The following is a 13563-nucleotide window of genomic DNA, read 5'->3' on the forward strand; positions in this document are numbered from 1 at the left end:
CAGCGGTGCCATGTCGCCGTCAATACTTCGCGCCGAAATCCACGGAATCCCAAATCGGCGCCTTCATCGGCGAGTTGTGCGTTCAGGAGCTGAATGCGCGAAGGAGGGCGATTCCTACGGCTCGCGCCGTGGGGGTTTCTGCTTCGTCGCCGACTGCCCGCCCGGAGTACTCCGTTGAGGTCGTACACCAGCTCCACGGACAGACACCGCCAGCCCGGCGGCCAGAATGTTCTTCGCCGCGTTCACGTCCCGGTCATGGGTCGTCCCGCAGTCGCACGTCCACTCGCGGACGTGCAGTGGCATCTTGTCCTGCAAGGCGCCGCAAGCGGAGCACAGCCTGGAGGAGGGAATCTGGTGAACGTCCCGGCGGACAAGTGCCTGGACGCCTCCGACCACGCGTCGGCGAACGGGACCCGGGCGCAGATCTGGTCGTGCACCGGGGCCGCGAACCAGAAGTGGCGGCTGCGGGGCTGAGAGCCTGCGGTGCGGGGCGGTCCGGTGAGCCGGGCCGCCCCGCTGCCGGCTACTGCGTCGGTTCGACGCCGGCGCGCAGCAGACCGTAGGTGTACGCGTCCTCCAGAGCCTGCCAGGACGCGGCGATGATGTTGTCCGCGACGCCGACCGTGGCCCATTCGCCGGTGCCGTCGCCGGTCGTGATGAGCACGCGGGTGGTGGAGCCGGTGCCGTGGCGGCCCTCGAGGATGCGGACCTTGTAGTCGATCAGCTCGAACTTCGCGAGCTGCGGGTAGATCTTCTCCAGGCCCACCCGCATCGCCCGGTCCAGGGCGTTGACCGGGCCGTTGCCCTCCGCGGTCGCGACGATGCGCTCGCCCTTGGCCCACAGCTTCACCGTGGCCTCGTTGGCGTGCGTGCCGTCGGGGCGGTCCTCGACGATCGCCCGCCAGGACTCGGTGCGGTAGTAGCGGCGGGCCCTGCCCTCCGCCTCCGCGCGCAGCAGCAGCTCGAAGGACGCGTCGGCGGCCTCGTAGGTGTAGCCCTGGAGCTCGCGCTCCTTGACCCGCTCGACGACCCGGCCGACCAGTTCGCGGTCGTCGCCGAGGTCGATGCCGAGCTCCCTGCCCTTCAGCTCGATCGAGGCGCGGCCCGCCATGTCGGAGACGAGCATCCGCATCGTGTTCCCGACGAGCTCGGGGTCGATGTGCTGGTACAGATCCGGATCGACCTTGATCGCGGACGCGTGCAGACCGGCCTTGTGGGCGAAGGCGGAGACACCCACGTACGGCTGATGGGTGGAGGGCGTCAGGTTGACGACCTCCGCGATGGCGTGCGAGACGCGGGTCATGTCCGCGAGCGCGCCGTCGGGCAGCACCTTCATGCCGTACTTGAGCTCCAGCGCGGCGACGACCGGGAACAGGTTGGCGTTGCCGACCCGCTCGCCGTAGCCGTTGGCCGTGCACTGGACGTGCGTGGCCCCGGCGTCGACGGCGGCCAGGGTGTTGGCGACGGCGCAGCCGGTGTCGTCCTGGGCGTGGATGCCGAGGCGGGCGCCGGTGTCGGCGAGGACGGTGGAGACCACGGCCTGCACCTGGGCGGGCAGCATCCCGCCGTTGGTGTCGCACAGGATGACGACGTCGGCGCCGGCCTCGTGCGCGGTCCGCACGACGGCCTTGGCGTACTCGGGGTTCGCGCGGTAGCCGTCGAAGAAGTGCTCGCAGTCCACGAACACGCGGCGGCCCTGCTCGCGCAGGTGGGAGACGGTGTCGCGGACCATCTCCAGGTTCTCCTCGAGCGTGGTGCGCAGCGCCAGCTCGACATGGCGGTCGTGCGACTTGGCGACCAGCGTGACCACCGGCGCGCCGGAGTCCAGGAGCGCCTTGACCTGGGGGTCGTCGCTCGCTTTGGCGCCCGGGCGGCGGGTCGCGCCGAACGCGACGAGCTGCGCGTGCCGGAAGGTGATCTCCTGCTGGGCGCGGGCGAAGAACTCGGTGTCCCGCGGGTTCGCCCCCGGCCAGCCGCCCTCGATGAAGCCCACGCCGAAATCGTCCAGGTGCCGGGCGATGGTCAGCTTGTCCGCGACCGTGAGGTTGATGCCCTCACGCTGGGCGCCGTCGCGCAGCGTCGTGTCGAAGACATGGAAACTGTCGTCGGCCTGCCGATCCTGGGCGCCTGCGTTGGTGGTCATGCTGTCCTGACTCCTGTCGGATGAGTGGCTCCGGAATGTCTGGCTCCACTTGCCCCCATCATCGCGCGCCGCTCGCCTTCGGCCGTGGGTGAGGCCGTAAAACGAAAAAACCCCTCGCGGGTGCGAGAGGTCTGCGCGCGGGTCTGGGGCACGGTGCCGCCTGCCGCGGGATTGCTGTCCACGGTTCAGCGGTCACTGCGGACCGGCGCGCTGTTGCCGATAATCATGGCGAACGAGAGCACGGGGGCAGTCTGCCACAGGTTCACCACGGCGTGGACGCGGGTCTCACGATGTGGTCGCGCCGCTACGCGGGGCTTGTCCCCCGCCCGCCCCTTCCCGAAACCGGGCTCTGCCCGGACCCGCGCCTCAAACGCCGGCGGGGCTGGATGTGACCGGTCACGTCGGGAGTTGCGCGGTTCAAGGTGCCGGGTCCGGCACCTTGAGCGTTGGCGAGGCTGCGCTGGGCCGGGCAACTCAAGCCCGGCCCGGGGGCACTCCCCCCACGGCCGCCAGGCCGTAGGGGGAGATCGAGGCCACCGCGCGGAGCGCGGAGCGCGGTACCGGACCCGGGCGAAGCCCGGCCCGCCCGCCCGCAGGGCGGTCACCGGGGTCCGGGGCCTGCCCCGCCACGCGGCGGAGCCGCACATCCGGTACAGCGGGAAGGGGCGGGGTGGGGAACAGGCACCGCGCAGCGGCCGCCCGTCACCCCAGCGTCTCCCCCACGAACTCCCCCACATGCGCCAGCACCCGCTCACGCCCCGCCCCCGGTATGCCCACGGCGACATGCACACTGAAGCCGTCCAGCAGCGCCCGCAGTCTCGTGGCGAACCGGTCCGGGTCCACCGCGCGGAACTCGCCGCGGGAGACGCCCTCCGCGAGGAGCGCGACCAGGTCCCGGTGCCAGGCACCCTCGATCGCGGCCTGGCGGCCGTGCATGTCGGCGTCCGCGTTCTGCGAGCGGTTCCAGACCTCGAGCCAGAGCGTCCAGTGCGGGTCGCGCGGACCGTCGGGGACGTACAGGTCGATGTACGCGTCGAGCCGTTCACGGGCCGGCGCCTGCCGGGACAGCAGCGCGCTGCGCTCCGCGCCGAGGCGGCCCTCGCTCCACTCCAGGGTCTGCAGCAGCAGCTCGTCCTTGCTGCCGAAGTAGTAGAGGAGGTGCCCGCTGCTCATCCCGACCTGCCGGCCGAGGCCCGCCATGGTCAGCCCGTCGAGCCCGCGCTCGGCGATGGTGGCCATGGCGGCGGCGAGCAGCGCCTCGCGCGGCGGTGCGGACTGGTTGCGGCGCCGGGGGCCGGCGGGGCTGGAGCTGGTCACGGGTACGTTCTACCGGATGCGTGTGCGGGACCGGTGGCCCGGAGTCAGACCCGGGGCTGCTGCTGGGTGATGCAGTGGACGCCGCCGCCGCCCGCGAAGATCGCCCGCGCGTCGACCAGCGTCACCGTCCGCTCCGGGAAGAGCCGCCGGAAGATGCCGGCCGCGATCTCGTCCCGGGGGTCGTCGAAGCCGCACAGCACCACGCCGCCGTTGCAGAGGTAGTGGTTGATGTACGAGTAGTCGACCCATGCGCCCTCGTCGTCGACGAGGACGGTCGGGGCGGGGACCTCGACGACCTCCAGGCGGCGCCCCCTGGCGTCCGTCTGGCCGGCGAGCAGGGCGACGTTGGCCTTGCACAGCTCGTGGTCGGGGTGGGACGGGTCGGGCTGGGTGTGGACGACGACGACGCCCGGGCGGGCGAAGGCCGCGACGATGTCGACGTGGCCGCGGGTGCCGTACATCCCGTAGTCGCCGCTCAGGCCCCGCGGCAGCCAGATGGCCTTCTTCGTGCCGAGCCGGGCGTGGATCTCCGCCTCGACCTCCGCGCGGGACCAGCCGGGGTTGCGTTCGGGGCCGAGCTGGACGGTGTCGGTGAGCAGGACGGTGCCCTCGCCGTCGACGTGGATCGCGCCGCCCTCGTTGACCAGCGGCGAGGGGTGCACGGGGACGCCGGCGAGGTCCGCGACATGGCGGGCGATCTTGGAGTCGTGCTCCCAGCGCGCCCAGTCCGCCGCGCCCCAACCGTTGAACACCCAGTCGACGGCCGCCAGCCGGGAGCCGTCGGTGACGAAGGTGGGGCCGATGTCGCGCATCCACGCGTCGTCCAGGTCCCGTTCGACGATGTCGATGCCCGGGCCGAGGAGTTCGCGTGCGGAGCCGGACTGGCCCGTGCCGGCGACGACGGTCACCGGCTCGAAGCGCCGCACCGCGCGGGCCACCGACGCCCAGGCCGTACGGGCCTCCAGCAGCTCCGCGTCGTTGGTGAACGTCGGGTTGGGGCCGGGCCAGGCCATCCAGGTGCGCTCGTGCGGGGCCCACTCGGGGGGCATGCGGAAGGTCATCGAGGGTTCCTCAGAGGAAGTAGAGGCGGTTGAGGGAGATCGACTCGGCGGGCTCGGAGCGGATCGGGTCGCCGTCGAGGGTGACGAGACCCGTGTGCCCGTCGACGGAGACGTCCCCGAGGCGGGAGTTGAGCAGCAGGTCGCGGGGGCCGATGCCGCGGGTGCCGCGCACGGCGACGCGGCGGCGCCGCGTGGGCATCAGGTCGGAGCCGGCGTCGAGCGCGGCCTGTGCCACGAAGGCGACCGAGATGTCGGCCGGCGTCGCCCCGTACGCGCCGAACTGGGGCCCCAGCACGAGCGGTTCGCAGGTGTCCGTCGCCGCGTTCGGGTCGCCGACCACCCCGTACGCGGGGAAGCCGGACTTCAGCACCAGCTGCGGCTTCGCGCCGAAGAACTCGGGCCGCCACAGCACGATGTCGGCCATCTTGCCCACCTCGATGGACCCGATCTCGTGCGCGAGGCCGTGGGCGAGGGCCGGGTTGATGGTCAGCTTGGCCATGTAACGCAGGACGCGCGCGTTGTCGTCGTGCGCGCCGTCGCCGTCCATGGGGCCGAGCTCGGCCTTCATCTTCCCGGCCATGGCGAAAGTGCGCCGTACGGTCTCGCCCGCGCGTCCCATGCCCTGTGCGTCGGACGACGTGATGCCGATCGCGCCGAGGTCGTGCAGCACGTCCTCCGCGCCCATCGTCCCGGACCGGATGCGGTCGCGGGCCATGGCGGCGTCGCCGGGGAGGTCGGTCTTGAGGTCGTGGACGGAGACGATCATGCCGTAGTGCTCGGCGACCGCGTCCCGGCCGAAGGGGAGGGTGGGGTTGGTGGAGGAGCCGATGACGTTCGGCACCCCCGCCATCTTGAGGACGTTCGGCACGTGTCCGCCGCCACAGCCCTCGATGTGGAAGGCGTGGATCGTCCGCCCGTCCAGCACCCGCAGGGTGTCCTCGACGGACAGGCACTCGTTGAGGCCGTCGCTGTGCAGGGCGACCTGGACGTCGTGCTCCTCGGCGACCCGCAGCGCGGTGTCCAGCGCGCGGGTGTGCGCGCCCATGTCCTCGTGGACCTTGAATCCGGACGCGCCGCCCTCGGCCAGCGCCTCGACGAGCGGCGCCGGGTCGGAGGACGAACCGCGCGCCAGGAACCCGATGTTGACGGGCCAGGCGTCGAAGGCGTTGAAGGCGTGCTTCAGCGCCCAGGGCGAGTTGACGCCGACACCCCACACCGGGCCGAACTCCTGGCCGATGACGGTGGTGACGCCGGAGGCGAGCGACGCCTCCATGATCCGCGGGGAGAGCAGATGTACGTGGGTGTCGACGGCGCCCGCCGTGGCGATCAGCCCCTCGCCGGAGACGATCGACGTGCCGGTGCCGACGACGACGTCCACCCCGTCGAGGGTGTCCGGGTTCCCGGCCCGGCCGACGGCGTGGATCCGGCCCTCCCGGATGCCGATGGACACCTTGCGAATGCCCTGGACGGCGTCGATCACCAGGACGTTGCTGATGACGACGTCGCAGGTCTCGCGCACGGCGGCGGCCTTGAGGTGGAGACCGTCGCGGGCGGTCTTGCCGAAGCCGGCCAGGAACTCGTCGCCGGGCTTCTGCGCGTCGGCCTCGACCCGGACGACGAGCCCGGAGTCGCCGAGGACGACGCGGTCCCCCGTCCGGGGTCCGTGCACGGATGCGTACTCGTACGGGTCCATCAGTTCTCCTCCGCTCCGAGATAGCCGCAGGCCACGGCCCTGCGCAGGGCCTCTTCCTTGGTGCCGGGCGCGTCCAGCGGGCCGTCGACCAGGCCCGCGAAGCCGATGGCGATCCGTTCGCCGCCGATGGGCAGCAGCCCGACCTCCACGTCGCCGCCCGGGTCGAACCTGACCGAGGAACCGGCCGGGACGGCGAGCCGCATTCCGTACGCCGCGGCGCGGTCGAAACGGAGCCGTGGGTTCGCCTCGAAGAAGTGGAAGTGCGAGGTGACGCTGACGGGCACGGTCGCCGTGTTGCGCACGGTCAGCCGCAGGGAGGGCGGGAGGTCGGCATAGCCGGAACCGGGGCCGGGGAGCAGCGCGCCGGGAGCGGGGGTGGCGGCGCTCGGGTCCGTCGCCGCGCCGCGGAACGGGTCGGAGACGACCGCGAGCCGGGACCCGTCGTCGAAGACGGCCTCCACATGGACCTCGGTCACCACGTCCGCGACGCCCGGAAGGACGTCGTCCGGCCCGAGCACCGAGCGGGCGGCCTCGATGGCCTCGGCCAGCCGGCGGCCGTCACGGGCCGCCTCGCAGACGGTGTCCGCGATGAGCGCCGTCGCCTCCGGGACGTTGAGCCGCAGGCCCCGGGCTCTGCGTGCCCGGGCCAGCTCGGCGGCGCCGAAGAGCAGCAGCCGGTCGCGCTCGGTCGGGGTCAGTCGCACGTCACCACACCTCCAGATTTGAGCGCCACTCTAACAATGTCGACCCAGGAAACGGAACCACGACAAGCATTGACTTCAAGCGAGGCATGACTCACATTGAGCAGCGTTCAATTAGAGCGTCACTCAAACTGCGAAGGCAGGGCAGCCCATGCCGGTGGAACAGCGCGGAGTCGACACCGTCCCAGAGTCGGAGCGCACCAGCACTCCGCGCGATCTCGTCTCGATCCTGCTGGGCTCGAACCTCTGCCTGGGGGTGATCGTCTTCGGCTGGCTGCCCGTCTCCTTCGGGCTCGGCCTGTGGCCGTCGGTCACCTCCGTCGTCGCCGGCACGCTCGTCGGTGTGGCCGTCACCGCCCCGCTGGCCCTCGTCTCGCTGCGCACCGCGACCAACCTGTCGACGTCCAGCGGCGCGGCCTTCGGCGTCCGCGGCCGCCTCGTGGGCTCCGTCGTCGGCCTGCTGCTCTCGCTCGGCTACACCGCCCTGACCCTGTGGATCGGCGGCGACGTGGTGATCGGCACGCTGGCGCGGCTCGCCGGCCTCCCCACCGGCGGCGTCGCCCACACCCTCGTCTACGCGCTGCTCGCCGCCTGCACCGTCGTCTGCGCCGTGTACGGATACCGGCTGCTGCTGCGTCTCAGCAAGGTTCTCGCCGTCGGCATGACCGCGCTCCTGCTGCTGGGCGTCGTCGCCTACGCACCCGACCTCACCACGGCCGCGCCGCCGGACACCCCGTACCTGCTGGGCTCGTTCTGGCCGACCTGGGTGCTGTCCGCGGTGGCCGCCGGGCTGAGCGGGCCGATCGCCTTCATCACCCTGCTCGGCGACTACACCCGCTACATCTCGCCGCTGCGCCACAGCTCGCGGCGGGTACTGGCCGCGACCTGCGTGGGGCTGGTGGCCGGGCTGCTCGTGCCCCAGCTCTTCGGCACGTACACGGCGCTGGCGGCCCGCGCCGGGCTCGACTACGCCGGACCCCTGGTCGCCGCGTCCCCCGCCTGGTACCTCGTCCCGCTGCTGCTCGCCGCGGCGGCCGGGTCGGTCGGCAACGCGGGCCTGATGCTGTACTCGATGGGCCTCGACCTCGACGCCATCCTGCCGCGCACCACCCGCACCCGGGCGACCCTGGTGGTGGCCGTGGTGGCGACGGCGTTCGTCTTCCTCGGCCACTTCGTGTGGGACGCCCAGTCGGCCATGACCTCGTTCGTGCTGCTGCTCACCGCGGTGGGCACGCCGTGGGCGGTGATCACCCTGACCGCCCACGTCCGCTGCGGCGGCGTCTACGACGCGGAGGCCCTCCAGGTCTACAACCGCCGCGCCCGCGGCGGCGTCTACTGGTTCCGCGCGGGCTGGAACGCGCACGCCACGCTCTCGTGGGCGCTCGGTGCGACGGTCGGCCTCGCGGCGGTCTCCACCCCGCTGTACGAAGGGCCGCTGCTGGCCCTGACGGGCGGAGTGGACTGCAGCTTCGTGCTGTCGGGAGTGGTGGGCGGGCTTGCGTACGCGGCGGTCCGGACGCGGCCGGCTGGTCCGGCTGGTCCGGCTGGTCCGGCTGCGCACGAGGCTGCGGCAGAGGGATCGGTGGCCGGGGCCGGGACCGCGGTGTCGTGACGGCAGGTGGGTGAGTGGGCCGCTGGGCGGGTCCGTCCCTCGCCCCACCCCGCCCCGAAGCCGGGCTCCGCCCGGACCCGTTCACCGCGCTTCGCGCGGTGTCGTTCGGGGCTCCGCCCCAGGGCCCGTGCCACTGGGTGGGCGGGCCGGACTCCGCCCGGGTCCCGGTACCGCGCTTCGCGCGGTGGCCTCAACCTTCCTACGGCCTGGCGGCCGCGGGTGGGAGCACGTCCCACGGCCGCCAGGCGTGGGGGGAGTACCGCCCGGCCGGGGCTGGACATGCCGCTGTGCGGCAACCCAGCCCTGGCCGGGCAAGCCTGACCTCGCTGCGCGAAACAGCACCCCCCCATGGGGGCAACTCAAGCCTCGCCGGCGATGGGGACGCGGGGACGTGTGGCCCGGCAACTCAAGCCGCGCCGGCGATTGCGGCGCGGGGCTCGGGGCAGCGCCCCGACAAGACCGCCGCCTCCCACCCGGCCCAGCTGGGGCAGCTCCAGCCCCGCCGGCGTCTGAGGCGCAGGGGTCCGGGCGGCGGCGGCGCCCCCGTGACAAGGAACGCGTCCGCCCGGACCCGGAAGGCCGTCACGCCAGTTCGTGCGTCCAGCCGTGGATGTCCTCCGCGCGGCCCGTCTGGATGTCCAGCAGCGCCGCGCGGAGCCTCATCGTGACCTCACCCGGCCGCCCGCCCGACTGCTGCCACTCGCCGCGCGCGGACTTGACCGTGCCGACCGGGGTGATCACCGCGGCCGTGCCGCAGGCGAAGACCTCCTTGAGCGTGCCGTTCTCGGTGTCGGCCTGCCACTGGTCGATGGAGACGCGGCCCTCCTCCGCGCCGTAGCCGAGGTCCTTGGCCAGGGTGAGGAGCGAGTCACGGGTGATGCCCGCGAGCAGCGAGCCCGTCAGCTCGGGGGTGACGATCCTGAGGTCGCCGCCGGAACCGGTCTCGTAGACGAAGTACAGGTTCATGCCGCCCAGTTCCTCGACCCACTTGTGCTCCACGGCGTCGAGGTAGGCGACCTGGTCGCAGCCCCGCTGCGCGGCCTCGGCCTGGGCCAGCAGGGACGCGGCGTAGTTGCCGCCGGTCTTGGCGTCGCCCATGCCGCCGGGGACGGCGCGGACCCGGTCCTCGGAGAGCCAGATCGAGACGGGCTTGACGCCGCCGGGGAAGTACGCGCCCGCCGGGGAGGCGATGACGAGGAAGAGGTACTCGTTGGCCGGCTTCACACCGAGGCCGACCTCGCTCGCGATCATGAACGGGCGGAGGTAGAGGGACTCCTCGCCGCCGTGCGCCGGAACCCACGCCTTGTCCTGCTGGACCAGCGCGTCGCAGGCGGCGATGAAGGTGTCGACCGGCAGCTCGGGCATCGCCAGCCGGCGGGCGGAACGCTGGAAGCGCTCGGCGTTGGCCTCGGGCCGGAAGGTGGCGACGGAGCCGTCGGGGCGGCGGTACGCCTTGAGGCCCTCGAAGATCTCCTGCGCGTAGTGCAGGGTCATGTTGGCCGGATCGATGGACAGCGGCCCGTACGGAACGAGCTGGCCGTCGTGCCAGCCGCGCCCCTCCGTCCACTTGATCGTCACCATGTGGTCGGTGAAGTGGCGGCCGAATCCCGGGTTGGCCAGGATCGCCTCGCGCTCCGCGTCGGACAGCGGGTGCGAGGAGGGCTTGAGCTCGATCGTGGGCGTCGTCATGAGTGCAGTGTCCTTCACCGGTTGTTGTGACGGACCGCGCTCACGCCGACTGCTTGGACGTCCGAGCATCGCCGTGCACCACCACGGTCCACGTCCGATTATCGCCCGTGAAAGACCGTGCAGGGAACGTCGTGATTGCGGCCCAGGGTTCGATGGTGGCACCCGGGAGCCGCACAGGAAAAGCCGCCGGGTGCGATGTGAAATGCGACCCGGCGGCTTCTGGGGGTGTCCGGGGACACCCCGGAGTCAGTGTTCCGGCGGGTCAGCTCGCTACTCGTACCGCGAGCGCGTCGCCGATCTCGTCCGTCGTGCGGACCGTGTCCGGCGTCCGCTCCGCCAGGTCGGCGGCGACCGTGTCCTCGATGCGGACGGCCTCGCTCTCGTAGCCCAGGTGCCGCAGCAGCAGGGCGACGGAGAGGACGGTCGCGGTCGGGTCGGCCTTGCCGGTGCCCGCGATGTCCGGCGCCGAGCCGTGCACCGGCTCGAACATCGACGGGAACTCACCGGTCGGGTTGATGTTCCCGGAGGCGGCCAGGCCGATGCCGCCGGTCACGGCAGCGGCGAGGTCGGTGAGGATGTCGCCGAAGAGGTTGTCGGTGACGATGACGTCGAAGCGCTCCGGCTGGGTGACGAAGAAGATCGTCGCGGCGTCGACGTGCAGATAGTCGGTGGTGACCTCGGGGTACTCCTGGCCGACCCGGTCGAAGATGTTCTTCCACATGTGGCCCGCGTACACGAGCACGTTGTTCTTGTGGACGAGCGTCAGCTTCTTGCGGGGGCGGGCGTTGGCCCGCTCGTACGCGTCGCGGACGACGCGCTCCACGCCGTACGCGGTGTTGAGGCTGACCTCGGTGGCGACCTCGGCGGGCGTGCCGGTGCGCAGCGAACCGCCGTTGCCCGTGTACGGGCCCTCGGTGCCCTCGCGGACGACGACGAAGTCGATGTCCGGGCGGCCGGCGAGCGGGGTGGCCGTGTTCGGGAACAGCTTCGACGGACGCAGGTTGACGTAGTGGTCGAAGGCGAACCGCAGTTTCAGCAGCAGACCGCGCTCCAGCACGCCGGACGGCACCGACGGGTCGCCGATGGCGCCGAGGAGGATCGCGTCGTGGCTCTTGAGGGAGTCGAGCTCCGCGTCGGGAAGGGTCTCCCCGGTGCGGTGCCAGCGCCGGGCGCCGAGGTCGTACTCCTTGGTCTCCAGCTTCACATCCTGGGGCAGGACCGCGGCAAGGACCTTCAGGCCCTGCGCCACTACTTCCTGGCCGATGCCGTCACCGGGGACAACTGCGAGATCGATGCTGCGAGACATGTCGGCACCCTACTCCCCGTCCCATGCATTGACATGCGAGGTCCACCATGTGGACGGGGCATTCGGACGCGGCGGAGTGCGCCGCTCGGGCGGGGGTCCGGCGCTCAGTGGCCGGTGGCGCCGCCGTTGTCCCGGCGGTCGAGGGCGCGCTGCAGGGCCGCGGCGGCGTTCTTGCGGTCGGACTCGGTGGTGCGGGAGGCGTGACGGACTCGGCGGACGGTCACAGCGGTCATGGTGATCGACTCCTTGAGATCAGAAGAGATTTCGAGGCGCCGGAAGGGGCGGGGAGCGGTGCCGCAGGGGTTGCCTGCACGGGGCACGGGCTCACGACCGCCATTCGCTGGATCGAGCGAGACGTTCGGCTCCTACAAAAGTAGGACAGCTCCGCCGGTCTGTCTCCACAATTACTCGGACTTCCTACTATCTGAGACGCGATCATGCCTCGCCCTCGTCGGCGGCGGCCTGGGGCTGGGCGTGTCCGGCGGGATGCACGAGCGCGCACTCCTCCTCCATGAGCGCCTCCCCGGCCAGCCGCGGCGGTACGGGTGAGCCCGTCCCGGCCGTGACCGGCGGCAGCAGCCGCGCACCGTGGACGCGCACCTCGGGCGGCTCGTCCCGGAAGGCTGGGAGCCGTGCGGCGAGTGGTTCTTCTACGCCTCCTTCAAACGGCCTCTGGCGGCGAGCGCGGGACCGACCGCCACGCTCGACGCGCCGCCGGACCGTCCGGCGCGCTCCTGGTACATCGGCGCGAAGGGCTGGGCGGTGAGCGCGGGCCGGCTCGTGGTCACGGCCGCGATCCTCACGGCGTACTACAGCCGCGGCCTCGACTTCGCCGTGGCGTTCCCGGTGCTGCTGGCAGGTACGTTCGGCATGACCTACTGGGTCCGGCGCACCGTCGCCAGGAGCAGCGGCGACGCCGTCTGACGCGGCCGGCGGGCCGGGGCGGTCAGAGCACGTCCCCGTCCCGCCAGTCGAAGACCAGCGGGCCGGCGGCGGGACCGGGAAGCCCGGCGCCCGCCGCCGGACGCAGATAGGTCGAGTCCTCCTCCTCGGGGAGGCGGACCGTTCCGCGCGGCCCCATGACCTCGATGCGGCCCTGCCACAACTGCCAGTCGCGGGCCCGGTAGAGCGGGGCCCCGTCCTCCGACGCGGAGAGCGCGCCGAGGTCGTACGCCCCGTCGATCACCGTCTCGAGGGCCGCCATCACCCGCCCGCCCAGCCCTTGGCGGCGGCGGTCGGCGCGGACCGCGACGGCCTCCACGTACCCGACCCGGCAGGACCGGCCGGCGTGCAGCACCCGCCGCATGATCACGCTGCCGTGGGCGGCCACGCCCTTTCCGTCACGGACGAAGGCGTGGACACCGCCCAGGGCGTGGGCCCAGTCCACGTCGCCGAAGTCACCGTCGAACGCGGTCTCCAGCATGGTCCGGATGCCGGCGAGGCCCGCCCCGGAGAGCTCATACGTGTGGGCCGTGCGCAGCGCGTCGGTCGCGTGATCGGTCATGCGGGCCACTGTGGCAGGCAACGCCGGCCGGGCGGTAACGAGTTGACCCTCGGACCGGCCGCGCTGTCGGAAAACCGCCACGCAGGACTGCGCCGGATTCTCAGAGCCTGCCGCCGGTCAGGCGGGACAGCGGGCCGCGCTGCCTCAGCCCGACCCGGCGGCCGAGCGCGTACGAGCCGGCCACCACGGTGGCGACACCCGTGCCCGCCCCGGCCGCGACGGCCTTGCGGGCCTTGACGACGGTCCAGACGACGCCCGCCTTGTCCACGGCGGTCCCGGCCGCGGAGACGGCCGTGTGCTGGACGGTCCGCGCGGCGGCCGCGGCCTTCCGGGTGGTGGCGTCGCCGATGCCGCGTACGGACTCGGCGGTCCGCCGGCCGGTGTCCTGCGCCGTGCTCCCGGCGGTGTCCTCCGCCGTGTCCTTGGCCTGTTGTGCTCGCGTGCCGGCGCTGCTCGTACGGGCCCTGGTCGTGTTCTTCTTGGTCTCAGCCATGCCATCCGGGTATCCGGCACGCGCCGCCGCAAACTGAGCCCTCG

At 72.4% G+C, this 13563-nt stretch carries 13 protein-coding genes and 2 pseudogenes; 3 read left to right on the top strand and 12 right to left on the bottom strand.

The window, feature by feature from the left end:
* Positions 1 to 114 precede the first annotated feature (114 nt).
* Positions 115 to 348 (bottom strand): annotated as a pseudogene (locus ACFYOP_RS10720) (zinc ribbon domain-containing protein); the annotation flags it as partial.
* Between ACFYOP_RS10720 and ACFYOP_RS10725 the strand changes: the two are divergent.
* Positions 346 to 474 (top strand): annotated as a pseudogene (locus ACFYOP_RS10725) (RICIN domain-containing protein); the annotation flags it as partial. The pseudogenes ACFYOP_RS10720 and ACFYOP_RS10725 overlap by 3 nt on opposite strands.
* A gap of 49 nt (positions 475 to 523) precedes the next feature.
* On the opposite strand, the gene cimA reads toward ACFYOP_RS10725, so the two are convergent.
* From cimA to ureA, 5 genes are all read right to left on the bottom strand, one after another.
* Positions 524 to 2143: a citramalate synthase gene (gene cimA, locus ACFYOP_RS10730; RefSeq protein ID WP_356892931.1), complete on the bottom strand. Its 1620-nt coding sequence runs from the start codon at positions 2141 to 2143 to the stop codon at positions 524 to 526.
* 702 nt (positions 2144 to 2845) lie between these two features.
* Complete coding sequence (locus ACFYOP_RS10735; protein WP_356892967.1) at positions 2846 to 3397, bottom strand: TetR/AcrR family transcriptional regulator; 552 nt, start codon at positions 3395 to 3397, stop codon at positions 2846 to 2848.
* A 107-nt stretch (positions 3398 to 3504) separates the two neighbouring features.
* Positions 3505 to 4521, bottom strand: coding sequence for an agmatine deiminase family protein (locus tag ACFYOP_RS10740; protein ID WP_356892929.1), 1017 nt, complete (start codon positions 4519 to 4521; stop codon positions 3505 to 3507).
* A gap of 10 nt (positions 4522 to 4531) precedes the next feature.
* Positions 4532 to 6214: an urease subunit alpha gene (locus tag ACFYOP_RS10745; protein ID WP_356892927.1), complete on the bottom strand. Its 1683-nt coding sequence runs from the start codon at positions 6212 to 6214 to the stop codon at positions 4532 to 4534.
* Positions 6214 to 6918, bottom strand: coding sequence for an urease subunit gamma (ureA, locus tag ACFYOP_RS10750; protein ID WP_356892925.1), 705 nt, complete (start codon positions 6916 to 6918; stop codon positions 6214 to 6216). Before ureA ends, ACFYOP_RS10745 begins: the two co-directional genes overlap by 1 nt.
* Positions 6919 to 7066: 148 nt before the next feature.
* Here ureA and ACFYOP_RS10755 point away from each other — a divergent pair, with 148 nt between their 5' ends.
* Complete coding sequence (locus ACFYOP_RS10755; RefSeq protein WP_356892923.1) at positions 7067 to 8527, top strand: cytosine permease; 1461 nt, start codon at positions 7067 to 7069, stop codon at positions 8525 to 8527.
* A 582-nt stretch (positions 8528 to 9109) separates the two neighbouring features.
* Here ACFYOP_RS10755 and ACFYOP_RS10760 read toward each other — a convergent pair.
* The 4 genes from ACFYOP_RS10760 to ACFYOP_RS10775 all read right to left on the bottom strand — a co-directional run bounded on the left by ACFYOP_RS10760 (position 9110) and on the right by ACFYOP_RS10775 (position 12122).
* Positions 9110 to 10216 (bottom strand): branched-chain amino acid aminotransferase, encoded by a 1107-nt coding sequence (locus tag ACFYOP_RS10760; protein ID WP_356892921.1) that lies wholly within the window; start codon positions 10214 to 10216, stop codon positions 9110 to 9112.
* A gap of 262 nt (positions 10217 to 10478) precedes the next feature.
* Positions 10479 to 11522: a 3-isopropylmalate dehydrogenase gene (locus ACFYOP_RS10765; RefSeq protein ID WP_356892919.1), complete on the bottom strand. Its 1044-nt coding sequence runs from the start codon at positions 11520 to 11522 to the stop codon at positions 10479 to 10481.
* Positions 11523 to 11626: 104 nt separating this feature from the next.
* Positions 11627 to 11755: a hypothetical protein gene (locus ACFYOP_RS10770; RefSeq protein ID WP_356892917.1), complete on the bottom strand. Its 129-nt coding sequence runs from the start codon at positions 11753 to 11755 to the stop codon at positions 11627 to 11629.
* A gap of 202 nt (positions 11756 to 11957) precedes the next feature.
* On the bottom strand, positions 11958 to 12122 hold the full coding sequence (locus tag ACFYOP_RS10775; RefSeq protein WP_356892915.1) for a hypothetical protein: 165 nt from the start codon (positions 12120 to 12122) through the stop codon (positions 11958 to 11960).
* On the opposite strand from ACFYOP_RS10775, the gene ACFYOP_RS10780 reads away from it, so the two are divergent.
* Positions 12111 to 12446 (top strand): hypothetical protein, encoded by a 336-nt coding sequence (locus ACFYOP_RS10780; protein ID WP_356892913.1) that lies wholly within the window; start codon positions 12111 to 12113, stop codon positions 12444 to 12446. The two genes, ACFYOP_RS10775 and ACFYOP_RS10780, sit on opposite strands and share 12 nt — an antisense overlap.
* A 22-nt stretch (positions 12447 to 12468) precedes the next feature.
* Here ACFYOP_RS10780 and ACFYOP_RS10785 read toward each other — a convergent pair whose 3' ends face one another.
* Together ACFYOP_RS10785 and ACFYOP_RS10790 are read right to left on the bottom strand one after the other, a co-directional pair.
* Entirely contained in the window at positions 12469 to 13026 is a 558-nt protein-coding gene (locus ACFYOP_RS10785; RefSeq protein ID WP_356892911.1) for a GNAT family N-acetyltransferase, read from the bottom strand.
* A 100-nt stretch (positions 13027 to 13126) separates the two neighbouring features.
* The gene (locus tag ACFYOP_RS10790; protein WP_356892909.1) at positions 13127 to 13519 is read right to left on the bottom strand and encodes a hypothetical protein; all 393 of its coding nucleotides are present in this window, start codon (positions 13517 to 13519) and stop codon (positions 13127 to 13129) included.
* Positions 13520 to 13563 lie beyond the last annotated feature (44 nt).

The organism is Streptomyces sp. NPDC006294, from assembly GCF_042870895.1.
In the GTDB taxonomy this organism is placed as follows: Bacteria; Actinomycetota; Actinomycetes; order Streptomycetales; family Streptomycetaceae; genus Streptomyces.